The following is a 23,719-nucleotide window of genomic DNA, read 5'->3' as shown; positions in this document are numbered from 1 at the left end:
GAAGCTGGGCTCATGGCAGACCTCGACACTCTGGTCGACGACCTCCGCGCCGAGGGCAACGACCTCGATGCACTCGTGGCCGAGTTGACCCCGGACCAGTGGGCGGCACCGACACCGGCCGAGGGCTGGACCGTCGCGCACCAGATCGCGCACCTCTCCTGGACCGATCACGTCGCGGAGCGGACCACGTCCGGCGCATCAGGCGATATCGAGGCCAAGGAAGAGTTCGCTCTCACTTTGAAGAAGGCGTGGGAGAACCCCACGGGCTTCGTCGACGATGCCGCCGAGGACGAATCTCGCAACCCGAACCTCCTGAGTGAATGGCGAACCCGACGGACCGCCATGACGGACGCGCTGATGCAGGTGCCGTCCGGGATCAAGATCGACTGGTTCGGACCCCCGATGAGTGCGGCGTCCATGGCCACGGCGCGTCTGATGGAGACCTGGGCGCACGGTCAGGATGTCGCCGACGCGGTAGGCGTCACCCGCGTTCCCACCGACCGAATCCGCGGAGTCGCTCATATCGGCTTCCGCACACGGGATTTCGCCTATGCCGTCAACGAGCAGGCTCCGCCGACCGAGCCGTTTCGCGTCGAGCTCACCGCGCCGTCGGGAGAGCTCTGGACCTGGGGACCCGAGAACGCCGGCCAACGGGTGAGCGGTCCGGCGCTGGACTTCTGCCTTCTCGTCACCCAGCGCGCTCACCGCGACGACCTCGGTATTGCGGCCGAGGGAGCCGACGCCGCGCACTGGCTCACCATCGCCCAAGCCTTCGCAGGCCCTCCGGGAGCCGGACGGACACAGTCAGGACGAGAGCAAGCATGACCGTACGAATCGGCAACTGTTCGGGCTTCTACGGAGACCGTCTCTCCGCCATGCGAGAGATGCTCGAGGGCGGCGAACTCGATTACCTCACCGGTGATTACCTGGCCGAGCTGACGATGCTCATTCTCGGTCGCGATCGCATGAAGGACGCGACCCGTGGCTACGCCAAGACCTTTCTGCGGCAGGCCGAGGATTGCCTGGGGTTGGCACTGGACAAAGGTGTCAAGATCGTCGCCAACGCAGGCGGACTCAACCCCCGAGGCCTGGCCGAGGCACTGGAGAAGCTGGACTCCGGCGCGAAGATCGCGTACGTCGACGGTGACGACCTCCTCGGCCGAGCCACCGAACTCGGTCTCGGCAGCCCGCTGACCGCAAATGCCTACCTCGGAGCGTGGGGCATCGTCGAATGCCTGAACTCCGGGGCCGATGTCGTGGTCACCGGTCGCGTCACCGACGCCAGTGTCATCGTCGGGCCTGCAGCAGCCCACTTCGGTTGGACGCCGACCGATTACGACGCGTTGGCCGGGGCCGTGATCGCCGGACATGTCATCGAATGCGGAACGCAGGCGACGGGTGGCAACTACTCGTTCTTCACCGAGATCGCAGACATGTCTCGTCCCGGATTCCCCATCGCCGAGATCGAGTCCGACGGTTCGTCCGTCATCACCAAGCACGAGGGCACCGGTGGGGCTGTCAGCGTCGGCACCGTGACCGCTCAGCTGCTGTACGAAATCACCGGCGGGCGATACGCGAACCCCGACGTCACCGCGCGGATCGATTCGGCGATCCTGGCGCAGGAGTCCAGTGATCGGGTGTCCATCACCGGCGTCACCGGGGAAGCGCCACCGCCCACCTACAAGGTCTCGCTCAACGCACTCGGCGGGTTCCGCAACGAATTCACGATGGTGCTCACCGGACTCGACATCGAGGCCAAAGCGGCACTGGCGCAACGGCAGTTCGAGTCCTGGCTCACGGCTCGTCCCGCCGAACTCGACTGGACCCTGGTGCGCACCGACAAACCGGATGCCGAGACGGAGGAGACGGCCAGCGCCCTGCTGCGCTGTGTTGCCCGCGACAGAAACCCCGACGCTGTCGGACGTCAGTTCTCGGCCGTGGCAGTCGAACTCGCACTGGCCAGTTATCCCGGATTCTCGGTGACCGCGCCCCCTGGAAACGGAGCGCCGTACGGAGTGTTCACGGCAGGTTTCGTCGACGCGGCCGAGGTGCCACACGTCGCGCACCTGGCCGACGGGACCGAATGTGCCGTAGCTCCGTCGCAGCAGTCGCAGGTGCTGGAGCCCGTGAAAGAACCGGTGCTGCCTGCACCCAGAGCACCCGAAGCGACCATCCGGCTTCCACTCGGAACCATCGCCGCGGCCCGTAGCGGCGACAAGGGCGGCAACGCCAACGTCGGAGTCTGGGTTCGCACCGACGACGAATTCTCTTGGCTCGTGCACACATTGACGGTCGAGACTCTGAAGCAGATGCTGCCCGAGGCAGAGCCGCTGACCGTCACCCGCCACGTACTGCCCAATCTGCGGGCCCTGAATTTCGTCATCGAGGGCATCCTCGGTCAAGGCGTCGCCTCTCAGGCCCGATTCGATCCACAGGCCAAGGGACTCGGTGAATGGCTGCGGTCGCGGCACATCGACATCCCCGAAACGCTTGCCTACAAGGGAGAACTCGTATGAACATCTGGACGACGCCCGAGCGTCAGCAGCTGCGCAAGACCGTTCGCAGTTTCGTGGAGCAGGACATCGCGCCGCACATGAATCAGTGGGAGACCGACGGAGAGATTCCGCGCGACCTGCACAAGAAGGCAGCCGCGTTGGGGCTGATCGGAGCAGGCTTCCCCGAGGACGTCGGCGGCGATGGTGGAGATCTGGCCGACGCGGTCGTGATCTGCGAGGAGATGCATCAGGCCGGTGCGTCCGGTGGACTGTTCGCATCGCTGTTCACCAGCGGAATTGCATTGCCGCACTTGGTGGCAGCGGGCGACGCCGATCAGATCGAGAAGTGGGTGCGGCCCACGCTGGCCGGGGAGAAGATCGGATCGCTCGCGATCACCGAGCCGGGCGGTGGTTCGGACGTCGGCCACCTCAGGACGAAGGCCGTCCGAGACGGCGAGCACTACGTCGTCAACGGATCCAAGACGTACATCACCTCCGGATGCCGAGCCGATTTCATCGTCACCGCGGTCCGCACCGGCGGCGAGGGTGCAGCCGGTGTCTCGTTGCTCGTCATCGAGAAGGGCACGCCCGGGTTCGAGGTCACCAGCAAGCTCGACAAGATGGGCTGGCGCGCATCCGATACCGCCGAGCTCTCGTTCGTCGACGCCCGCGTCCCGGTTACCAACCTCGTCGGTGCCGAGAACAGCGGCTTCGCGCAGATCGCACAGGCGTTTCTCACCGAGCGCATCGCCCTCGCCGCGCAGGCCTACGCCAGCGCACAGCGATGCCTCGATCTGACGCTGCAGTGGGTCCGCGATCGTGAGACCTTCGGAAAGCCGCTCATCGCACGGCAATCCGTACAGAACACCGTGACCGAGATGGCGCGCAAGATCGACATCGCCCGCGTCTACACCCGCTCCCTCGTCGAGCGATCGCTCGAATCGAACGAGGACTTCATCGCCGAGGTTTGCTTCGCGAAGAACACGGCCGTCGAGTCCGGAGAGTGGGTCGCCAATCAAGCGGTGCAGCTCTTCGGCGGGCTCGGGTACATGCGCGAGAGCGAGGTCGAGCGGCAGTACCGCGATATGCGCATCCTCGGTATCGGCGGCGGGACGACCGAGATCCTCACCGGACTGGCAGCAAAACGATTGGGGTATCAGGCATGAGCGTGCTGAAGTCCACCCTCGACACCGCGTCGGAACAGTATTCCGGTGCCACCGAGGCCATGCACACCAAGCTGGCCGAGATCGACGCCGAGCATTCGAAGGCTCTGCTCGGTGGCGGTCAGAAGTACGTCGAGCGACACAAGAAGCGCGGCAAGCTGCTCGCCCGCGAACGCATCGAGCTGCTGATCGACGAGGACTCCGCGTTTCTCGAACTGTGCCCACTCGCGGCCTGGGGCAGCGACTTTCCCGTCGGAGGCAGCACCGTCATGGGTATCGGCGTGGTGTGCGGCGTCGAATGCCTCATCGTGGCCAACGACCCGACGGTCCGCGGCGGGGCGAGCAACCCGTGGACCCTCAAGAAGGGTTTCCGCGGCAACGACATCGCCACGCAGAACCGGCTTCCGGTCATCTCACTCGTCGAGTCCGGTGGAGCCGATCTGCCGACGCAGAAGGAGGTGTTCATCCCCGGCGGTCGCATGTTCCGTGATCTGACGCAGCTCTCGGCGGCCGGCATCCCCACGATTGCCCTGGTGTTCGGTAACTCCACCGCCGGCGGCGCATACATACCCGGCATGTCCGATCACGTCGTCATGGTCAAGGAACGTTCCAAGGTGTTTCTCGCCGGCCCACCGCTGGTCAAGATGGCCACCGGCGAGGACTCGGACGACGAATCGCTCGGCGGTGCCGAGATGCACGCCCGAAAGTCCGGTCTCGCAGACTACTTCGCTGTCGACGAGCAGGACGCCATCCGCATCGGGCGCAGCATCGTCTCCCGGCTCAACTGGAAGAAGAAGGGCCCCGAGCCGCGCGCCGAGGTCATCGAGCCGTTGGCCGACCCCGAGGATCTGCTCGGCATCGTCCCCACAGATCTGAAGATCCCGTTCGACCCACGTGAGGTCATCGCCCGCATCGTCGACGGTTCGGATTTCGACGAGTTCAAGCCCATGTACGGCGGTTCGCTCGTCACCGGCTGGGCCGAGCTGCACGGATATCCGATCGGCATTCTGGCCAACGCCCGCGGTGTGCTGTTCAGCGAGGAATCACAGAAGGCGACGCAGTTCATTCAGCTCGCCAATCGCTCGAACACCCCACTTCTGTTCCTGCACAACACGACCGGATACATGGTCGGCAAGGAGTACGAGGAGGGCGGCATGATCAAACACGGTTCGATGATGATCAACGCAGTGTCCAACTCCACGGTGCCGCACATCTCCATTCTGCTCGGTGCGTCCTACGGTGCCGGTCACTACGGCATGTGCGGACGCGCATTCGATCCGCGATTCCTCTTCGCCTGGCCGTCCAGCAAGTCCGCCGTCATGGGTGGCGCGCAGCTCGCCGGTGTCATCTCCATCGTCGGACGCGCCGCTGCCGAAGCTCGTGGACAAGCCTTCGACGCCGAAGCCGATGCCGGAATGCGCGCGATGATCGAAGGCCAGATCGAGGCCGAGTCGATGCCGATGTTCCTCTCCGGACGCCTCTACGACGACGGCGTCATCGACCCCCGTGATACCCGCACGGTGGTGGGAATGTGCCTGTCGGCCATCGCCACCGCCCCGATCGAAGGCACCGCCAACTTCGGTGTCTTCCGGATGTGAAGCCATGACCGTAACGTCCGTCCTCGTAGCCAACCGCGGCGAAATTGCCCGCCGCGTCTTCACTACCTGCCGCGCCGAAGGCATCGACACCGTCGCGGTGTTCTCCGACGCAGACGCCAGTTCCCCGCACGTGCGTGAGGCCGACTCGGCAGTGCGGCTGCCCGGAAACAGTTCGGCCGAGACGTACCTGCGCGGCGAGCTCGTCATCGCGGCAGCCGCGGCCGCCGGAGCCGACGCCGTGCATCCGGGATACGGATTCCTCTCCGAGAACGCCGATTTCGCGCAGCAGGTGCAGAACGCCGGCCTGACGTGGATCGGGCCGCCCGTCAAGGCCATCGAACTGATGGGCTCGAAGGTCGAGTCCAAGAAGATGATGGCCGACGCCGGAGTGCCGGTGCTGACCCAGCTCGATCCCGAGTCGGTCACCGAGAACGAGCTTCCGGTGCTGATCAAGGCGTCCGCGGGCGGCGGCGGGCGCGGCATGCGCATCGTGCGCAACCTCGAGAACCTGGAGTCGGAGCTCGAAGCAGCCGGGCGCGAGGCACTCTCGGCATTCGGCGACGGAACGGTGTTCGTCGAGCGGTACATCGAGACCGGTCGGCACATCGAAGTACAGGTCATGGCAGACAGATTCGGCACGGTGTGGACGGTGGGCGAGCGCGAGTGCTCGATCCAACGCAGACATCAGAAGGTCGTCGAGGAAGCACCGTCGCCGCTCGTCGAACGCATCGATGGCATGCGCGAGAAGCTCTTCCATGCGGCGACGCTGGCCACCGAGGCCATCGGCTACGAGGGCGCGGGCACCGTCGAATTCCTCGCAGACGAGAAGGGCAACTTCTTCTTCCTCGAGATGAACACTCGTCTGCAGGTGGAGCACCCGGTCACCGAATGCACGACCGGACTCGACCTGGTGGCGTTGCAGATCAGGGTCGCCGCGGGGGAGCGGTTGCCCGCCGAGCAGCCGAAGACGCGTGGCCACTCCATCGAAGTTCGCCTCTACGCGGAGGATCCGGCCCAGGACTGGCAGCCGCAGAGCGGTGCCGTGCACCGGTTCGAGATCCCCGGTGCGCAGTTCGAGGTGGTCGACAAGGCCGGCATCAGGGTCGACTCCGGCGTCGAGACCGGCAGTGTGGTGGGAACCCACTACGACCCGATGCTCGCGAAGGTCATCTCGTTCGCGCCGACGCGGGATCAGGCTGCGAATCTACTGGCGAAAGCGTTGCAGAAGGCCACCGTTCACGGCCTGAAGACCAACCGCGATCTACTGGTCAACATCCTGCGGCATCCGGCGTTCCTGGCCGGGGATACCGACACGGCCTTCTTCGACACGCACGGGCTCGACGTCCTGGCTCAGCCGATCGCACACGGCCGGGCCGAGGAACTGTCGGCTCTCGCGGCTGCCTTGGCCGACGCGGCGAGCAACGTCGCGCGAGCGCGGGTGAACCGGGGACTGCCCGGTGGCTGGCGCAATCTTCGGTCCCAACCGCAGCGCAAGACGTACAACGACATCACCGTCGAATATTCGATCGGACGCAGCGGACTCACCTCCTCGATGGAGGGCCTCGAACTCGAGGGCGTCCAACTCGTCGAGCACACGCCGACCTCGGTGACGCTCGACGACAACGGAATTCGCCGCATCTTTCAGGTGAGCAGCTACGGATCGGACGTGTTCGTCGATTCTGCACTCGGTCCGGTCAGGTTGATCAAGGCCCCGCGGTTCACCGACCCCACCGACGAGGTCGCGGCCGGTTCGTTGCTCGCACCGATGCCGGGCAGTGTCATCAGAATCGCTGCTGCGCAGGGCGATACCGTCACCGCCGGTCAGCCGATCCTGTGGCTCGAGGCGATGAAGATGGAACACACGGTCACCGCACCCGCGGACGGTGTGCTCACCGAGTTGAACGTAGTGGAAGGTCAGCAAGTCGAAGTCGGCGCAGTCCTGGCCGTTGTCACCGAAGAAGTGGTCACCGAAAAGGGAGTGGAGCAAGTATGAGTTTCATCGAAACCGAAGAGCAGAAGGGTCTGCGCAACGCAGTCTCGTCACTCGGCAAGCGCTACAACTACATCGACTACGTCCTGCCGAAGGCGCGCAAGGGTGAGCCGCTGACCGAACTGTGGAACGAGGCGGGCAAGCTCGGTTTCCTCGGCGTCAACCTGCCCGAGGAGTACGGCGGCGGTGGCGCAGGCATCTACGAACTCGCGCTCGTGCAGGAGGAGTTGGCCGCGCACGGTGCCGGTCTGCTGCTGGTCGTCGTCAGCCCGGCCATCTGCGGCACCATCATCGGCAAGTACGGCACACCGGATCAGAAGCAGGAGTGGCTCACCGCCCTCGCCGACGGTTCCAAGATCATGGTCTTCGGCATCACCGAACCCGACGCCGGATCCAACTCGCACCAGATCACCACCACGGCGCGTCGTGACGGTGACGAGTGGATTCTCAAGGGCAACAAGATCTACATCTCCGGTGTCGATCAGGCCGATGCGGTCCTGATCGTCGCACGAACCGAGGATTCCAAGACCGGCAAGCTCAAGCCGGCCCTGTTCATCGTGCCCACGGACGCTCCCGGTCTGCAGAAGACGCAGATGGAGATGGACATCGTCGAGCCCGATCATCAGTTCGTGCTGTTCCTCGACGACGTCAGGCTCCCCGCCGAGGCACTCGTCGGTGAGGCCGACGCCGCCCTGATGCAGCTGTTCGCGGGACTGAACCCCGAGCGCATTCTCGGTGCCGCGATGGCTGTCGGTATGGGTCGGTACGCCATCGATGCAGCGGTGAAGTACGCCAAGGAACGCACCGTATGGAAGACGCCGATCGGGGCTCACCAGGGTCTCTCTCATCCGTTGGCGCAGTGCAAGATCGAACTCGAGCTCGCCAAGCTGATGATGCAGAAGGCCGCCGTGCTCTACGACTCCGGCGACGACTTCGGCGCTGCCGAGGCGGCGAACATGGCCAAATACGCTGCCGCCGAGGCCAGCATCAAGGCGCTCGATCAGGCGATCCAGACCCACGGTGGTGCCGGGTTGAGCAGTGAGTACGGCTTGGCTGCGATGCTCGGGGCCGCCCGTATCGCACGCGTTGCACCGGTGAGTCGGGAGATGATCCTCAACTTCGTGAGCCAGCACTCGCTCGGACTGCCGAGAAGCTACTGATGGCCGTTCTCGTCGAGTCGAGCAACAGCACAGCATATTTGACGTTGGATTCGCCGCAGAACCGGAACGCGCTGTCCTCGGTGTTGGTCGAAGAGCTGACCGCGGGCCTGATCGCTGCTGCACACGACGACGACGTCAGAACGATCGTGCTCGGTCACACCGGCACCACATTCTGTGCCGGGGCCGACCTCCGCGAAGCCGGAGCATCACCGGAACTGCGCACCCGGCAGATGCTCGATTTGATGCGGTTGATCATCGACACCCCGAAACCCGTCGTCGTGCAGATAGACGGACATGTGCGGGCAGGAGGGATGGGGCTCGTCGCGGCCTGCGACGTCGCGGTCGCCGGACCCGAGAGTTCGTTCGCATTGACGGAGGCTCGGCTGGGTCTGGCCGCGTCGGTCATCTCGGTGGCCGTGCTGCCGCGGCTGACGTCTCGCGCGGCGAGTCGCTATTTCCTCACCGGGGAGACGTTCGACGGTGCCACGGCCGAGGCGATCGGTCTGGTCACCGTGGCCGACGCCGTCCCCGCTGCCGCGGTGGCCGACTACATGATCATGTTCAGGAAGTGTTCGCCGCAGGGCCTGGCCGAGTCGAAACGCCTCACCACGGCCGCGATCAGGCGCGAGATGGACGAGCGCGGGACTGCCGTCGCCGAGCAATCGGCCAGGTTGTTTGCGTCCGACGAGGCCCGAGAGGGGATGATGTCCTTTCTGGAGAAGAGGCCCCCGTCCTGGGCGGCCGAGAAGTAGAGCGGCCGAGAAGCAGGTCGGCAGAGCGTCGGTAGTAGGGAGTATGGCGATGGTGATGGCGCGCGAACCCAAGCAGGACCGCAGCAGGGTGACGCGTCAGCGACTGCTGGAGGCGACGATCGATTCGCTCGCCGAGCAGGGCTGGGTTGCAACGACGGTCGGCGTGGTCGCCGAACGTGCAGGCGTCTCCCGCGGCGCGACCCAGCATCATTTCCCGACGCGTGAGGATCTGATCACCGGAGCGCTCGAGTACATGTTCGACACTCGGATGGACAGCGCTCGCCGCGAGGCGCAGGAGATTCCGGCGGGCCCGGGCCGGACGAAACTGGTGGTGGAACGGCTCGTCGAGTACTACACCGGGCCGATGTTCAAAGCGGCACTTCAGGTCTGGACAGCGGCCTCGGCCGATCCCGAGTTGCGCGATCGGATCGTCCCACTCGAAGAACGGTTCGGTCGTCGTGCCCACAAGATGGCCGTCGAGAACCTCGGTGTCGACGACAACGATCCCGTCACCCACCGTCTCGTTCAGGCAACCCTCGACCTCGCCCGCGGTCTGGGTCTGGCCGATGTGCTCACCGACGACGCACGACGGCGTGCCGAGGTCGTGCGGTCGTGGGCAGAGGTATTGGATGCGTCGTTGAACGCGCGGCTGTCCGCGGCAGGAGCGGGAGTGCAGTAGAGAGCCGCACGATCTGCAGTTCCGATCGACCTGTGCTTGAGTCTGGCGGGTGACTTCCGAAATCGCACGCGTGCACCGCGGCCACATCTTTCACGTCGCAGGCTCGCCCACCGTGGTGGACGCCGCCGCCGCGCTGGTGTCGATTCCCGACGGTGCCCTTGTGGTCGGCGACAACGGCATCATCGAGTTCTGTGGTGAGTTCGACTTGCTCCCAACCGAATTCGCGCAGCATGCGGTTGCCGACCATCGGCCCGGGTTCCTACTGCCGGGATTCGTCGACACGCACATTCACTTCCCGCAGACCTACGCCGGGGATTCCTACGGCGGCGGGCAACTCCTCGAGTGGCTGAACACGTGCATCTTTCCGTCCGAGTCGCGCTTCGCCGATCCCGAGTTCGCTGCCGCTGCGGCCGGAGACTTCTGCGCCGCGCGGATCCGAGCCGGAACCACGCAGGCGATGGTGTTCGGATCGGCGTTCCCGCATGCGCAGGACTCGCTGTTCTCCGAGACCGAGAAGCACGGGCTGCGCATCGTCAGTGGCCGCGGGGTCCAGACCACCGGCCCGGCGTCGGCGCAGGCCCTGATCACCGGTGAGGACGAGGCCATCCGGCTGGTGTCCGAGGAGATCGAGAAGTGGCACGCAGCCGACACCGGCGACGTCGACACGGCAAAGCTGCACGTGGCCGTCGTACCGCGGTTCTCGCTCTCGGTGACGACGGAGACGCTGAGGAACCTCGGCGAGCTCTACGATTCCGTCCGCGCGCGAGGTGTCTACTTCCACACGCACCTGAACGAGAACAACCGGCCGGGGACCGGCGAGATCGACGCCACCAAGAACGCCTACGGGGTGCAGACGTACCTCGACACCTACGACGGCAAGTTCCTGCCGGGCTCGCAGGTCGGTGGAAAGAGCTTCCTGGGGCGGCGCACCATCCTGGCGCACGCGGTGCACTGTCAGGACGTCGAACTCGCGCGAATGGCAGAGACCGGCACGTCCATCGCGCACTGTCCCACCTCGCAACAGTTCCTGGGCTCGGGCACCATGCCGTGGCTGCGGACCGTTGCCGCGGGGGTGAACATCGCCATCGGGTCGGACTTCGGCGGTGGTGACGAATGGTTGCTGCCGCAGGTCCTCGCCGACGCGTTCAAGGTGCACATCTCCGAGGCCGGTGACGCCGGACTGTCCCTGCATCCCGCCGAGCTGCTGTTCACCGGAACCCTCGCCGGGGCCCGTGCGCTGGACATGGAGAACCGAATCGGCAACTTCGACGCGGGCAAGGAAGCCGACTTCGTCGTGGTCGATCCGTCCGCGTGGCCGCAGCTCGTGGCAGCAGTCGACCACGGCGTCCGTGCCGACGACCCCGAGCTGGCCCGCGACCAGACCCTGTTCGCTCTGCTGATGGCGATGCGCGAGCCCGCCATCGTCGGCGTCTACGTCCAGGGCCGGAAGCTCGCCGCTTCGCGGTAACGTATGGCGACTCGCTTCCAAAGGATCAGGAGACACACAGGTATGGCTCGTCGGACTCGATTCGGTCTACTCGCAGCTGCATTCGCGGCTGTGGGCACCATGGCCCTCGCGCCGGTCGCACAGGCCCAACCGCCTGCCGATGCACCGCCTGCACCCACCGAGAACGCGCCTGCACCCCCGCCGGGACCGGTTCCCGTCCCCGTTCTGCAGATCCCCAACCTCGGAGTCACCGTCGGCGGACTCGTCGTGCCGGATCAGTGGATCGGGACGATCGAGGTAGCCAGCACCGAGACGCCGGGACTGACCAACATCTGGGGCCGCGCCGCCGAGCCGCGGATCTGCACGTCCTATCAGAACTTCGCCAGCCTGCAGGTCGATTTCGTCAACATCGCCAACGGACGCACCGGCTCGGTGAACGCACCGATCTGCCAGCAGGGAAACGGCGTGTTCGAGCCCTCCGGACCGGTCGTCGCCGATACCGGCAGCGGACCGGTCCTGTTCACCGCACACGTCCTCGCCTACGGCATTCTGTTCGACATTCCGGGCGTCGGCGGATTCTCGGCCCCGTAGCTGTGAGCCCGGGGCAGATGACGAGACGGTTCGCGATGGTCGTGACGGCAACAGCTGTGCTCATCGCCGGGTGCGGCGGTGCGGAGGACGACGCTGCGGCGCCGGAGGACACCGCCCCGACCACCGCGGCCTACGAGCCCGGCCCGTTCTTCGGCGAATGCGGATCGATCACCGACGCCGAGGTGCAGTCCGCGTTCGGTGCAGGCCCGTTCGCGCAGATCACCCGAAATTCCGTCGGTTGCCAGTGGGAGACCACGGGGTTCGGCGGGCCCGGCGTCAGCTTCTCCTGGTACCGCGGTAGCCCCATCGGACGCGAACGCGCCGGTTCCGAGCTGATCGGCCGTCCGGCGAAAGACATCGACATCGACGGCAACCCCGGCTTCGAGGCCGAGCAGGACACTCTGTGCGAGATCGGCGTGCAGTTCGGCGACGACTTCTTCCACTGGTCGATCACGTACTCCCTCGGACCGGCCGCGCGCCCGCCGTGCGACGTCGGAAACGAACTCGCGACGCTGACCGTGGAGCGCAAGCAATGACGCGCAGACGAGTGATCGCGGCGGCGTCGACCCTGTTGCTCGTTGCCGGGTGCGCCCAGACCGTCGAGGGGACCGCGAGACCGGCGAGCTTCGCGGGCTCCGGTGGCCAAGAATTCACCGAATTGTTGACCGAGTGCGACGCCGTCTCCGACGACCAGATCGCCGAGACCACCGGAGCCGACGCCATCGAGCGCGGCTTCTTCGGGGCCATCTGTCGGTGGGATCTCGTCGGCTCCGCGGGCACGGTGAAGGTGACGTTCAACTGGTTCGAGTCCGGCACTCTCGCAGCCGAGCGGGCCGCCGACGAGAAGATGATGTACACCGTCACCGACACAACGGTGCAGGGCCGCAAGGCAATCCAGGCTCAGCGTCCCGACGACTCCGCGTCGTGTGGAGTCTCGGCGGGTGCGGATCGGGACGGCATCTTCGGGTGGTGGGTGCAGTACCAACCGGACGCCGCGCATCCCGATCCATGCCAGGCCGCGGCGAAGCTCGCCGATCTCACGCTCAACCTCAGTCGTTAGTTGCCTACCCGCGCGAGGGGTGTTTTGACCCGAGGCGACGCCGCCGGGTATCGTTATGGGTCGTGTCCGGCCTGGCCGGAACGTTTGTGTGCCTATGCGAGGTACAGCCGTGCGCACGTTCGCTCGAAGAGCGCGCAACCGGCTGGACGTGTGGGGGTATGCGACACACCCGACCGCGGGGTGCAAGAGACCCGCGATAGCAGTACTGGAGCAGCAGCAGTACCGGGTGAGGAGCAGTGTTCTCTTGCTCCAACTGCTAGATCCCTGTTTATCGACACGAAGAAAGCCGGTTTATGCCAACGATCAACCAGCTGGTCCGTAAGGGACGCACCGACAAGGTCGCGAAACTGAAGACCGCTGCCCTCAAGGGCAGTCCCCAGCGCCGTGGCGTGTGCACTCGCGTGTACACCACCACCCCCAAGAAGCCGAACTCCGCTCTCCGTAAGGTCGCGCGTGTTCGCCTGACCTCCTCGGTCGAGGTCACCGCATACATCCCCGGTGAGGGTCACAACCTGCAGGAGCACTCGATGGTGCTCGTTCGCGGTGGTCGTGTGAAGGACCTCCCGGGTGTGCGTTACAAGATCATCCGCGGCTCGCTCGACACCCAGGGTGTCAAGAACCGCAAGCAGGCTCGTAGCCGCTACGGAGCCAAGAAGGAGAAGAGCTGATATGCCACGCAAGGGCCCGGCACCCAAGCGGCCGCTGATCAACGACCCGGTCTACGGATCGCCGTTGGTCACGCAGCTCGTCAACAAGATCCTTCTCGACGGCAAGAAGTCGACCGCAGAGCGCATCGTCTACCAGGCGCTTGAGCAGGCTCGCGAGAAGACCGGCACCGACCCCGTCGTCACGCTCAAGCGTGCACTCGACAACGTCAAGCCGGCCCTCGAGGTTCGCAGCCGTCGTGTCGGTGGCGCCACCTACCAGGTGCCCGTCGAGGTTCGTCCCGGCCGCTCCACCACGCTGGCACTGCGCTGGCTGGTCACGTTCTCGCGCGCTCGTCGTGAGAAGACCATGGTCGAGCGTCTGGCGAACGAGTTGCTCGACGCCAGCAACGGCCTCGGTGCCGCTGTGAAGCGTCGCGAGGACACTCACAAGATGGCCGAAGCCAACAAGGCGTTCGCTCACTACCGCTGGTGATCTCCTCGCTCGGGCGGCATTCGGAACTATCCGGTGCCGCCGGAGCGTTGATCAGCTCAGGCAATACCTCTTCCAACACCAAGGCGGGTTAACTCGTGGCACAGGACGTGCTGACCGACCTACTCAAGGTCCGCAACATCGGCATCATGGCCCACATCGATGCCGGCAAGACCACCACTACCGAACGCATCCTCTTCTACACCGGTATCTCCTACAAGATCGGTGAAGTTCACGATGGCGCAGCCACCATGGACTGGATGGAGCAGGAGCAGGAGCGTGGCATCACGATCACCTCTGCTGCCACGACGTGCTTCTGGAACGACAACCAGATCAACATCATCGACACCCCCGGTCACGTCGACTTCACCGTCGAGGTGGAGCGTTCGCTCCGCGTCCTCGACGGCGCAGTCGCAGTGTTCGACGGCAAAGAGGGTGTCGAGCCGCAGTCCGAGCAGGTCTGGCGTCAGGCCGACAAGTACGACGTGCCGCGCATCTGCTTCGTCAACAAGATGGACAAGCTCGGCGCGGACTTCTACTACACCGTGCAGACCATCATCGATCGTCTCGGCGCCAAGCCGCTGGTCATCCAGCTGCCCATCGGCGCAGAGAACGACTTCGAGGGCGTCATCGACCTCGTGCAGATGAAGGCTCTCGTGTGGAGTGGCGAGACCAAGCTCGGCGAGAAGTACGAGATCCAGGAGATCCCGGAAAACCTCAAGGAGCGCGCGGACGAGTACCGCACCATGCTGCTCGAGACCGTGGCCGAGTCCGACGAAGCGCTTCTGGAGAAGCACTTCGGTGGCGAAGAGCTCACGATCGACGAGATCAAGGGCGCCATCCGCAAGATGACGGTCAACAGCGAGCTGTACCCGATCCTGTGTGGATCCGCGTTCAAGAACAAGGGCGTTCAGCCCATGCTCGACGCGGTCATCGACTACCTCCCGTCTCCCCTCGACGTTGCCGAGACCATCGGACACGCCGTCGGCGACGAGGAGAAGGAGATCACTCGCAAGCCGTCCGCAGACGAGCCGTTCGCAGCTCTCGCGTTCAAGATCGCGACTCACCCCTTCTTCGGCAAGCTGACCTACGTCCGGGTGTACTCGGGCAAGGTCGACTCCGGCGCTCAGGTCATCAACTCGACCAAGGGCAAGAAGGAGCGTCTGGGCAAGCTGTTCCAGATGCACTCCAACAAGGAGAACGCGATCGCGACCGCATCTGCCGGTCACATCTACGCCGTCATCGGCCTCAAGGACACCACGACGGGTGACACGCTCTGCGATCCGCAGAACCAGATCATCCTCGAGTCCATGAGCTTCCCGGACCCGGTCATCCAGGTCTCGATCGAGCCGAAGACCAAGTCCGACCAGGAGAAGCTGGGAACAGCAATCCAGAAGCTCGCCGAAGAGGATCCCACCTTCTCGGTGAAGCTGGACGAGGACACCGGCCAGACCGTCATCGGCGGAATGGGCGAGCTGCACCTCGACATCCTCGTGGACCGCATGCGTCGCGAGTTCAAGGTCGAGGCCAACGTCGGCAAGCCGCAGGTCGCGTACCGCGAGACCATCCGCAAGACGGTCGAGAAGCACGACTACACCCACAAGAAGCAGACCGGTGGCTCCGGCCAGTTCGCGAAGGTCATCATCAAGCTCGAGCCTTTCGAGGGCGAAGACGGTGCGACCTACGAATTCGAGAACAAGGTCTCCGGTGGTCGTGTGCCCAGGGAGTACATCCCCTCGGTCGACGCCGGCGCGCAGGACGCCATGCAGTACGGTGTTCTCGCCGGATACCCCCTGGTCAACGTCAAGGTCACACTGCTCGACGGTGCGTACCACGACGTCGACTCGTCGGAAATGGCCTTCAAGGTCGCCGGCTCACAAGCGTTCAAGGAAGCCGCCCGCAAGGCCAGCCCCGTCATTCTCGAACCCGTCATGGCCGTCGAGGTCATCACGCCCGAGGATTACATGGGTGAGGTCATCGGCGACCTGAACTCCCGCCGTGGTCAGATTCAGGCCATGGAGGAGCGCAGCGGTGCCCGTATCGTCAAGGCACTGGTTCCGCTGTCGGAGATGTTCGGCTACATCGGAGACCTTCGGTCGAAGACACAGGGCCGCGCTAACTACTCCATGGTCTTCGATTCGTACGCAGAAGTTCCCGCGAACGTAGCGAAGGAAATCATCGCGAAGGTCAACGGAGAGTAATTCTCTTCGTTTGCTGGACCACGCTCGACCTGTAATAAGTAAGAACACATACGCGTGTCGGCCCCGTCGGGGTCCGCACAGATCAGTCCAGGAGGACACACAGTGGCGAAGGCGAAGTTCGATCGGACGAAGCCGCACGTCAACATCGGCACCATCGGTCACGTTGACCACGGTAAGACGACGCTGACGGCTGCAATCACCAAGGTTCTGCACGACAAGTTCCCGGACCTGAACGAGGCCTCGGCTTTCGATCAGATCGACAAGGCTCCGGAGGAGAAGGCTCGTGGTATCACGATCAACATCTCCCACGTCGAGTACCAGACCGAGAAGCGCCACTACGCGCACGTCGATGCACCGGGTCACGCCGACTACATCAAGAACATGATCACCGGCGCGGCTCAGATGGACGGCGCAATCCTGGTCGTTGCAGCAACCGACGGCCCGATGCCGCAGACCCGCGAGCACGTGCTGCTCGCCCGCCAGGTCGGTGTTCCGTACATCCTGGTCGCACTGAACAAGGCCGATATGGTCGACGACGACGAGATCATCGAGCTCGTCGAGATGGAGGTCCGCGAGCTCCTCGCTTCGCAGGAGTTCGACGAGGACGCACCGGTCATCAAGGTCTCCGCACTCAAGGCACTCGAGGGTGACGAGAAGTGGGGCGAGTCGGTTCTGGAGCTCATGCAGGCCGTCGACGATTCCGTTCCGGATCCCGTCCGTGAGACCGACAAGCCGTTCCTCATGCCCGTCGAGGACGTCTTCACCATCACCGGCCGTGGCACCGTGGTCACCGGACGTATCGAGCGCGGCTCGGTCAACGTCAACGAAGAGGTCGAGATCGTCGGCATCCGCCCCGGCTCGACCAAGACCACCGTCACCGGAATCGAAATGTTCCGCAAGCTGCTCGACTCGGGTCAGGCAGGCGACAACGTCGGCCTCCTCGTTCGTGGCATCAAGCGCGAAGACGTCGAGCGTGGACAGGTCATCATCAAGCCCGGCACCACGACTCCCCACACGGAGTTCGAGGGCAACGCCTACATCCTCTCGAAGGACGAGGGCGGCCGCCACACGCCGTTCTTCAACAACTACCGCCCGCAGTTCTACTTCCGTACCACGGACGTTACGGGCGTCGTGACCCTTCCCGAGGGCACCGAGATGGTCATGCCCGGTGACAACACCGAGATGTCCGTCACGCTGATCCAGCCGGTCGCCATGGATGTCGGCCTGCGTTTCGCAATCCGTGAGGGCGGTCGTACCGTCGGAGCCGGCCGCGTCACGAAGATCATCAAGTGATCTAGTTCCACCAGCTGTACCTGAAGCGGCACTCACCCGAAAGGGTGGGTGCCGCTTTTGCGTGCGTGCGTGCGGCTCCGCCGCCCGCGTCAATGGACCATTGCACCGCCCAGACGTATGCAATGGTCCATTCACGCAGGCTGAGGTGGCCACCCCCAGAGGGTGAATGGACCTTTGCCGTGTTCAGACGTATGCAATGGTCCATTGACGCGGCCCGAGGTGGCGGCGAAAAATGGGACGCATCGGATGCGGCGGTCCCGTAACGTCGCTGCGGTGCTACTGACCGTGACTGCAAATGCCACAACCGATTTCCCGGACACCTCCGACATCGGGTATTTGTTGCACAAGCACCCCGATCGCGTGCAGAGCTGGAACCTGCCGATGGGCACCACCACCGTGCTGTATCCGGAAGTCTCGGCTCAGCGCACCACCGTCGCAGTCCTGTTGAACGACGGTGCCGCGTCCGGATTGGCCGTGGCCCTGTCGCGACTGTTCAAGCAGACACTGGCCGGTGTGTGCACCGGAAAGCCCGAATTAGCTGCTGCTGCAATCGATCTGACGATCTCGATGCCGGCCGCGCCGTCACGTGGTGCCGCTGATCTCGCGTCACGGATGTTCGGTCCGTTGGGCTGGACGGTAGACGCGACGCCTATTCCGATGGATTCGACGCAGCCGGAGTGGGGCAACTCCGAGTACATCGATCTGGTGTTGACCGGAACCTTCACGCTGTCGGCCGCGCTGCGGCACCTGTACGTCCTTCTTCCGGTCCTCGACGACGGGAAGCACTACTGGGTGGGCGAGGACGAGGCGGACAAACTCGTTCGAGCAGCAGGGGATTGGCTGGGAGATCACCCGGAGTCGGCGTTGATCGCGTCCCGCTACCTGGCGCACCGCCGTGAACTGGTGGCCTCGGCGCTCGATCGACTGGTACCCGACGCGCCGCAGGACGACGCAGCCCCGCGAGATCCGACGCTGGCCGAGCAGCGAGTACGCGCCGTCCTGTCGGCACTGACGGGTGCAGGCGCGAAGTCGGTGATCGACCTCGGTTGCGGTGAAGGGCGTCTGTTGCGAGAGCTGCTCGCGGACAACACGTTCGATCGCATCGTCGGTGCCGACGTGAGTGATCGTGCACTCGCCAAGGCACACCGCCGGTTGCGTCTGGACGACATGGCGGATCGGCAGCGGACACGCATCGAGCTGGTCCAGTCGTCCGCGACCTACCGCGACGTTCGGTTGCAGGGATTCGACGCGATGGTGCTCATGGAGGTCATCGAACACGTCGACCTCGATCGGCTTCCGGCGTTGGTGCGATCGGTGTTTCTTCAGGCCCGCCCGCGAACGGTTCTGGTCACCACACCCAACTCCGAGTACAACGTGCTGTATCCCGGCCTCGAACCGGGAACCTTCCGTCACGTCGACCACCGATTCGAGTTCACCCGCGCGGAGTTCGAGCAGTGGGGTTCGTCGGTGGCACGTGATCACGCATATGAGGTGCGCTTCGAGGGAATCGGCCCCGTCGACGACATGCACGGCACCCCGACCCAGATGGCCGTCTTCACCCGAGAGGAGCAGTCCCGATGAGTACCTTCGACATTCCGGATCGGTCCCTCGTCGTACTCGTCGGCATCAGCGGCTCCGGCAAGTCGTCGTTCGCCGCGCAACACTTCGGTCCGTACGAGACGGTGTCCAGCGACGCCTGCCGGGGCATGGTGAGCAACGACCCCAATCTGCAGAGCGCAACCAAGGACGCGTTCGCGCTGTTGGAATTTCTCGTCGCAACCAGGCTTCGAGCCGGTCTGCTCACCGTCGTCGACGCCACCAATGTGCAACCTGCGGCGCGAAAGGCGTTGATCGCGTTGGCTCGCGAACACGATGTGCTGCCGGTCGCCGTCGTGCTCGATGTGCCGGAATCGGTATGTGCACAGCGCAATGCCGAGCGCACCGACAGGACGTTCGGTCGAGACGTGCTGCGTCGCCAACAGTCCCAGTTGCAGCGCTCGATGCGGGGCCTGTCCAAGGAAGGTTTCCGCTCGGTCCATGTACTCGACGGTGTCGAGGAGGTGGCGTCGGCGACGTTCGTTCGTACCCCGCTGCGCAGTGATCGGCGTGAGCTGACCGGACCGTTCGACGTCGTCGGTGACATCCACGGCTGTCTCGTCGAGCTCGAAAGTCTGCTCACGACAATGGGTTACACGCTCGAGCGGGACGAGGCCGGCCGACCGGTCGGTGCGACGCCACCGGACGGACGGACGGCCGTGTTCGTCGGTGACTACATCGATCGGGGTCCCGACTCCGTCGGAGTACTCCGGCTGGTGATGGGAATGGTCGGTACCGGAGCAGCATTGGCGGTTCCGGGCAACCACGAGAACAAGCTCGTCAAGGCACTCCGCGGCCGGAAGGTCACTGCCTCGCACGGTCTGGCCGAAACTCTCGAACAGCTCGACGCCGAGACGGAACAGTTCCGCCGGGAGGTTCTCGAGTTCTGCGACGGCCTCGTCGCGCACCTCGTGCTCGACGGCGGCAAGCTCGTCGTCGCGCACGCCGGACTGATCGAGAAGTACCACAACCGGGCGTCGGGCAGGGTTCGAAGCTTTGCTCTGTATGGAGACACCACCGGCGAGACCGACGAGTTCGGCCTGCCGGTGCGGTATCCGTGGGCGCAGGACTATCGGGGCTCGGCGACGGTGCTCTACGGGCACACGCCGGTGCCGGAAGTGGAGTGGGAGAACAACACTGCGTGTCTCGATACGGGATGCGTCTTCGGTGGGAAGCTCACGGCGCTGCGCTATCCGGAGCGCGAGGTGGTGTCGGTTCCGGCCGAGAAGGTCTGGTATGAGCCTGCCCGCCCGATGGGTGCGTTCACGCGGGATGCGGCGTCGCTCGATCTGTCCGACGTGATCGGTCCGACCGGCGTCGAGACGTCGCTGCGAGGGCGCGTATCGATTCGGCCGGAGAATGCCGCGGGCGCACTGGAAGTGATGAGTCGGTTCGCGCTCGCTCCGCAGTGGCTGCACTATCTGCCGCCGACGATGGCCCCGAGTGGAACATCGGAGCGCGAGGGCTATCTCGAGTATCCGACGGAGGCATTCGACGCGTATCGCGCGCTCGGTGCGTCGACGGTGATCTGCGAGGAGAAGCACATGGGCTCGCGGGTGGTCGTGGTGGTGTGTCGAGATGCAGGCACCGCTCGGGAGAAGTTCGATGCACCGGAGGGAGTGCTCGGCACCGCGTACACGCGGACGGGGCGTCCGGTGTTCGACGAGTCGCTCACCGGTGAGCTGATCACCGGGGTGTCCGACGCGATCGAGAAGGCCGGTGTGTGGGACGAGTTGGCCTCGAGCTGGCTGATTCTCGACTGCGAACTGCTGCCGTGGTCTGCCAAAGCGGAGGGCCTGATCAAGGCCGAGTACGCCGCCGTCGCTGCGGTGTCCCGGGCGAATCTCGGGGCCGAGGCGACGGTGCTGGCATCGGCCGGATCGCGCGGTCTCGACGTGCAGGAGCTGCTGGAGCGGAACACCGTCAGGCAGAGCAATCTCGGCGAGTTCACCGATGCGTATCGGCGGTACGTCTGGCCGACGGACGGGCTCGACGGGGTTCGGATCGCGCCGTTTCAGGTGCTGGCGTCCAACGTCGAGACGTATGCGGATCGTCCGCACACGTGGCACCTCGACGTTGCCGACCGACTGGTGGCAGCAGCTCCCGAGGTGTTCGCCACCACCCGTCGAATCGAGGTCGATCTGTCGACCCCGGATTCGGTTGCGGCAGGGGAGAACTGGTGGGAGGAGTTGACGGCGCAGGGCGGCGAGGGCATGGTCGTCAAACCGGCAGCGAACGCTCCACGCGGAAAGATGCAGCCCGGCACGAAGGTTCGCGGTCGAGAGTATCTGCGGCTGATCTACGGTGCCGACTACACCGACCCGGATCGACTGACTGCACTGCGCAACCGAAACGTGGGACACAAGCAGTCGATGGCGCTACGCGAATACGCGCTGGGAATGGAGGCGCTGGATCGCTCGGTGCGCGGTGAGCCGCTCTACCGCATCCACCAGGCCGTGTTCGCCGTCCTGGCACTGGAATCCGAGCCCGTCGACCCGCGCCTGTAGGTGCCGAGGGCAGTGGTGTGGTTATGTGCCCGCTGGGGCACATAACCACACCACTGCTGCAGGCACTAGAACGGACTGATGCCTGCGCTGATCGGTGCCGCGATTGCTGCAGCAACCGCGATCGATGCCCAGAATGTCGGCGAGTCCAGCATCAGGCCGCCCGCGAGACCACACACAGCGACGACAACGCCGGATCCGACCAGCATTGCCGATCCCAGAGCGGCGTGAACTCGGCCGCTTCGGTCCGAGACGGAACGCGCTTTGAGCCAGATCATCGTGCCGGTCGCGACGAACACCAGTGGGGCGTAGAAGAAGACCGCACTGCCGCCGAGCTTCGAGGCGAAGGAGGCAAGGACCAATACCGCTCCGAATGCGACGGGCACGGCGAGGGGCATGCCGCCGGACCATTTCCGGAACTTACCGCGCGTCGATGCAACCATGGCTTCACCGTACCGCCGGGACTGTTATCGCCGTTTGTCCACGTGCAATTGAATGCGGGTGGCGACGTGTGTACCGGCGAGTGATTCGGCCACGAAGGCGGCACGTGATTCGGCCCGGGCGGTGAATGCGACCACATCGAAATCTGCTGCAGCATGGACCGACACAGCGACGGTGGGCAGTCCTCGATCGTCGATCGCCGTACCGCGGGCGTGTCGAACACCGGGGAACCGAGCCAGTTCCGCGGCGACGCCCGATGCGATGGCGCTCAGGTCCACGTGTGCCGAGAAGTGCGGCTCCTCGATGACGCTGGCCGTTCCGGTCGTGCGCGGAGAGAAGTTGCCGATCAACAGGAGCAGTGCCATGACCACTGCGATGCAGACAACCACAGCCAGCGTCGGTACCCACCAGCCCTGTTCCGGTAGCGCCGACATTCGCGAGCGATCGAAGCGAGAGAGCATCTCTCGTGCCCATGGGACGTCGTAGTGCCAGGCGAGCGCGAAGCTACCTCCCGCGATCAATCCCAACCCGGCCACGATCGCGAGGAGTCGATCGACCCCGGCGACGAATGTCTTCATCACGACACCCTCGTCGGAGCTGCCACCGACTGCTTCACCGTCAGCCGTCGTCCGCCCGCGGCAACCGACAGTGTCGGAGCGAGTGCCTCGCGCACGGCGGCGTCGACGTTCTCGGCATCGACAGTCCCGTCCCGCTCGGCTCGCACCTCGATCTTCCTGCGCGTGACGACGGTGTGTGCATCCGCGACTCCGCGCGTGGACTGCGCTGCAGCACTGCACAATCGAGCGATGTCGGTCGGCGTGGCCCAGACGGTCGGTGCCGACTCGCCCAGTCCGGAATGCGTCTTCGTTCGCGGCTTGACCCCGATGAACACGAGGAACAACCCGACGACGGCTGCTCCGATCGCGGCGGCTGTCATCCAACTCTGCCAGTGCAATCGGGCGATCCAGGACACAGCGTCGGCGATCCACGGGCTACCGCCGAGGTGGCCGCCGGCGATCAGGAATTCCCTGCCGGCCAGAAAGGCCACACCGAGGAGGGCGAACCCGAACAACAGTGCCACCGGCATCGCGGCCGGCCCGGCCGTGGGTGGACGAGGTGGGATGGCCTGCGTTGCTTCGGTATTCGAGGTGGACGAGAAACCGGTGTTCGGTGTGGTGTCCGATACCAGGACGTTCACCCGATGCACGTGCAGCCCCGTCATCGTCGCCAACGCGGCCTCGACGGTGGCGTGCACGGACTCGGTCACCTCGGTGATCTGCGACGGCCAGGTCACGCCGATGTAGAGGTTGACGGCGATCGTGTCCTCGCCGAGGGTGACGTCGGCGCGGGGGAGTTCGCGACCGGTCAGTCGCGAGAAGCCGCCGGTGGTGCGCGTGACCCGAGGATCCTTCAGTGCCGCCGCGATGGCGGTCCGTGAAATCGCCCGATCCTTGATCTCGACGCTGCCACGCATCTCGCGGTCGTTGTCGACCTCGTCGGATCCAGCCTGCGTCATCTCGAGAGAATCCTTTGCGCCCGTCGCGGCTCGCTGTGGTGCGGCACGCGCTCCCCAACTGTAGTGACGACCGCTGACGGATGACGTCACGAGAGT

21 protein-coding genes are annotated in these 23,719 nt (G+C 65.0%); 18 read left to right on the top strand and 3 right to left on the bottom strand.

The features are described from left to right. Positions 1-12 precede the first annotated feature (12 nt). From CH271_RS13840 to CH271_RS13755, 18 genes are all read left to right on the top strand, one after another. Positions 13-825 carry a TIGR03084 family metal-binding protein gene (locus tag CH271_RS13840; protein WP_094633935.1) on the top strand — a complete coding sequence of 271 codons (813 nt, stop codon included), beginning with the start codon at positions 13-15 and terminating at the stop codon, positions 823-825. Further along, a complete protein-coding gene (locus tag CH271_RS13835) occupies positions 822-2,516 on the top strand; it encodes an acyclic terpene utilization AtuA family protein (RefSeq protein WP_094633934.1) in 1,695 nt (564 codons plus the stop codon). Before CH271_RS13840 ends, CH271_RS13835 begins: the two co-directional genes overlap by 4 nt. Then, complete coding sequence (locus CH271_RS13830) at positions 2,513-3,661, top strand: acyl-CoA dehydrogenase family protein (RefSeq protein WP_094633933.1); 1,149 nt, start codon at positions 2,513-2,515, stop codon at positions 3,659-3,661. The genes CH271_RS13835 and CH271_RS13830 overlap by 4 nt, the downstream gene beginning before the upstream one ends. Then, a complete protein-coding gene (locus CH271_RS13825; RefSeq protein WP_037191350.1) occupies positions 3,658-5,256 on the top strand; it encodes an acyl-CoA carboxylase subunit beta in 1,599 nt (532 codons plus the stop codon). The genes CH271_RS13830 and CH271_RS13825 overlap by 4 nt, the downstream gene beginning before the upstream one ends. A 4-nt stretch (positions 5,257-5,260) precedes the next feature. After that, positions 5,261-7,249: an acetyl/propionyl/methylcrotonyl-CoA carboxylase subunit alpha gene (locus CH271_RS13820; RefSeq protein WP_094633932.1), complete on the top strand. Its 1,989-nt coding sequence runs from the start codon at positions 5,261-5,263 to the stop codon at positions 7,247-7,249. Next, positions 7,246-8,406 carry an acyl-CoA dehydrogenase family protein gene (locus CH271_RS13815; protein ID WP_037191352.1) on the top strand — a complete coding sequence of 387 codons (1,161 nt, stop codon included), beginning with the start codon at positions 7,246-7,248 and terminating at the stop codon, positions 8,404-8,406. The genes CH271_RS13820 and CH271_RS13815 overlap by 4 nt, the downstream gene beginning before the upstream one ends. Further along, the gene (locus CH271_RS13810; protein WP_094633931.1) at positions 8,406-9,158 is read left to right on the top strand and encodes an enoyl-CoA hydratase family protein; all 753 of its coding nucleotides are present in this window, start codon (positions 8,406-8,408) and stop codon (positions 9,156-9,158) included. The genes CH271_RS13815 and CH271_RS13810 overlap by 1 nt, the downstream gene beginning before the upstream one ends. Positions 9,159-9,213: 55 nt before the next feature. Next, a complete protein-coding gene (locus CH271_RS13805; RefSeq protein ID WP_037191644.1) occupies positions 9,214-9,837 on the top strand; it encodes a TetR/AcrR family transcriptional regulator in 624 nt (207 codons plus the stop codon). Between the two features lie 61 nt (positions 9,838-9,898). Then, positions 9,899-11,305, top strand: a complete 1,407-nt coding sequence (locus CH271_RS13800; RefSeq protein ID WP_094633989.1) for an amidohydrolase family protein — start codon at positions 9,899-9,901, stop codon at positions 11,303-11,305. 42 nt (positions 11,306-11,347) lie between these two features. Continuing rightward, positions 11,348-11,875 carry a hypothetical protein gene (locus tag CH271_RS28850; protein WP_094633930.1) on the top strand — a complete coding sequence of 176 codons (528 nt, stop codon included), beginning with the start codon at positions 11,348-11,350 and terminating at the stop codon, positions 11,873-11,875. 35 nt (positions 11,876-11,910) lie between these two features. Then, a complete protein-coding gene (locus tag CH271_RS13790) occupies positions 11,911-12,411 on the top strand; it encodes a DUF3558 domain-containing protein (protein ID WP_037191645.1) in 501 nt (166 codons plus the stop codon). Further along, entirely contained in the window at positions 12,408-12,935 is a 528-nt protein-coding gene (locus CH271_RS13785; protein ID WP_094633928.1) for a DUF3558 domain-containing protein, read from the top strand. Before CH271_RS13790 ends, CH271_RS13785 begins: the two co-directional genes overlap by 4 nt. 293 nt (positions 12,936-13,228) lie before the next feature. Continuing rightward, the gene (gene rpsL, locus CH271_RS13780) at positions 13,229-13,603 is read left to right on the top strand and encodes a 30S ribosomal protein S12 (protein WP_008714048.1); all 375 of its coding nucleotides are present in this window, start codon (positions 13,229-13,231) and stop codon (positions 13,601-13,603) included. Position 13,604: 1 nt separating this feature from the next. Continuing rightward, a complete protein-coding gene (rpsG, locus tag CH271_RS13775) occupies positions 13,605-14,075 on the top strand; it encodes a 30S ribosomal protein S7 (RefSeq protein ID WP_003941856.1) in 471 nt (156 codons plus the stop codon). A gap of 95 nt (positions 14,076-14,170) precedes the next feature. After that, positions 14,171-16,273: an elongation factor G gene (gene fusA, locus CH271_RS13770; RefSeq protein ID WP_037191357.1), complete on the top strand. Its 2,103-nt coding sequence runs from the start codon at positions 14,171-14,173 to the stop codon at positions 16,271-16,273. A 102-nt stretch (positions 16,274-16,375) separates the two neighbouring features. Then, on the top strand, positions 16,376-17,566 hold the full coding sequence (gene tuf, locus CH271_RS13765) for an elongation factor Tu (protein ID WP_008714056.1): 1,191 nt from the start codon (positions 16,376-16,378) through the stop codon (positions 17,564-17,566). A gap of 285 nt (positions 17,567-17,851) precedes the next feature. Continuing rightward, positions 17,852-19,147, top strand: a complete 1,296-nt coding sequence (locus CH271_RS13760) for a 3' terminal RNA ribose 2'-O-methyltransferase Hen1 (RefSeq protein ID WP_306437407.1) — start codon at positions 17,852-17,854, stop codon at positions 19,145-19,147. Next, positions 19,144-21,669: a polynucleotide kinase-phosphatase gene (locus tag CH271_RS13755; RefSeq protein ID WP_094633926.1), complete on the top strand. Its 2,526-nt coding sequence runs from the start codon at positions 19,144-19,146 to the stop codon at positions 21,667-21,669. The genes CH271_RS13760 and CH271_RS13755 overlap by 4 nt, the downstream gene beginning before the upstream one ends. Positions 21,670-21,734: 65 nt before the next feature. On the opposite strand, the gene CH271_RS13750 is transcribed toward CH271_RS13755, so the two are convergent. From CH271_RS13750 to CH271_RS13740, 3 genes are read right to left on the bottom strand one after another with little or no spacing between them, the layout of a single operon-like run. Continuing rightward, positions 21,735-22,109 (bottom strand): hypothetical protein, encoded by a 375-nt coding sequence (locus CH271_RS13750; protein ID WP_143546058.1) that lies wholly within the window; start codon positions 22,107-22,109, stop codon positions 21,735-21,737. A gap of 24 nt (positions 22,110-22,133) precedes the next feature. Next, positions 22,134-22,685, bottom strand: coding sequence for a hypothetical protein (locus CH271_RS13745; RefSeq protein ID WP_094633924.1), 552 nt, complete (start codon positions 22,683-22,685; stop codon positions 22,134-22,136). After that, entirely contained in the window at positions 22,685-23,623 is a 939-nt protein-coding gene (locus CH271_RS13740) for a DUF6286 domain-containing Asp23/Gls24 family envelope stress response protein (protein WP_179274581.1), read from the bottom strand. The genes CH271_RS13745 and CH271_RS13740 overlap by 1 nt, the downstream gene beginning before the upstream one ends. Between the last annotated feature and the right edge of the window lie 96 nt (positions 23,624-23,719).

It is taken from the genome of Rhodococcus sp. 05-340-2, assembly GCF_002258915.1.
In the GTDB taxonomy this organism is placed as follows: domain Bacteria; phylum Actinomycetota; class Actinomycetes; order Mycobacteriales; family Mycobacteriaceae; genus Rhodococcoides.
Note: the sequence above shows the minus strand (reverse complement) of the source record. Positions and strands in the feature narration are given on the sequence as shown.

Bases quoted from the DNA above. Each gene is read 5' to 3' on its own strand.
- CH271_RS13840 (WP_094633935.1), top strand. From the start codon at position 13: ATGGCAGACCTCGACACTCTGGTCGACGACCTCCGCGCCGAGGGCAAC.
- CH271_RS13835 (WP_094633934.1), top strand. From the start codon at position 822: ATGACCGTACGAATCGGCAACTGTTCGGGCTTCTACGGAGACCGTCTC.
- CH271_RS13830 (WP_094633933.1), top strand. From the start codon at position 2,513: ATGAACATCTGGACGACGCCCGAGCGTCAGCAGCTGCGCAAGACCGTT.
- CH271_RS13825 (WP_037191350.1), top strand. From the start codon at position 3,658: ATGAGCGTGCTGAAGTCCACCCTCGACACCGCGTCGGAACAGTATTCC.
- CH271_RS13820 (WP_094633932.1), top strand. From the start codon at position 5,261: ATGACCGTAACGTCCGTCCTCGTAGCCAACCGCGGCGAAATTGCCCGC.
- CH271_RS13815 (WP_037191352.1), top strand. From the start codon at position 7,246: ATGAGTTTCATCGAAACCGAAGAGCAGAAGGGTCTGCGCAACGCAGTC.
- CH271_RS13810 (WP_094633931.1), top strand. From the start codon at position 8,406: ATGGCCGTTCTCGTCGAGTCGAGCAACAGCACAGCATATTTGACGTTG.
- CH271_RS13805 (WP_037191644.1), top strand. From the start codon at position 9,214: ATGGCGCGCGAACCCAAGCAGGACCGCAGCAGGGTGACGCGTCAGCGA.
- CH271_RS28850 (WP_094633930.1), top strand. From the start codon at position 11,348: ATGGCTCGTCGGACTCGATTCGGTCTACTCGCAGCTGCATTCGCGGCT.
- CH271_RS13790 (WP_037191645.1), top strand. From the start codon at position 11,911: ATGGTCGTGACGGCAACAGCTGTGCTCATCGCCGGGTGCGGCGGTGCG.
- CH271_RS13785 (WP_094633928.1), top strand. From the start codon at position 12,408: ATGACGCGCAGACGAGTGATCGCGGCGGCGTCGACCCTGTTGCTCGTT.
- rpsL (WP_008714048.1), top strand. From the start codon at position 13,229: ATGCCAACGATCAACCAGCTGGTCCGTAAGGGACGCACCGACAAGGTC.
- rpsG (WP_003941856.1), top strand. From the start codon at position 13,605: ATGCCACGCAAGGGCCCGGCACCCAAGCGGCCGCTGATCAACGACCCG.
- CH271_RS13755 (WP_094633926.1), top strand. From the start codon at position 19,144: ATGAGTACCTTCGACATTCCGGATCGGTCCCTCGTCGTACTCGTCGGC.
- CH271_RS13750 (WP_143546058.1), bottom strand. From the start codon at position 22,109: ATGGTTGCATCGACGCGCGGTAAGTTCCGGAAATGGTCCGGCGGCATG.
- CH271_RS13745 (WP_094633924.1), bottom strand. From the start codon at position 22,685: ATGAAGACATTCGTCGCCGGGGTCGATCGACTCCTCGCGATCGTGGCC.
- CH271_RS13740 (WP_179274581.1), bottom strand. From the start codon at position 23,623: ATGACGCAGGCTGGATCCGACGAGGTCGACAACGACCGCGAGATGCGT.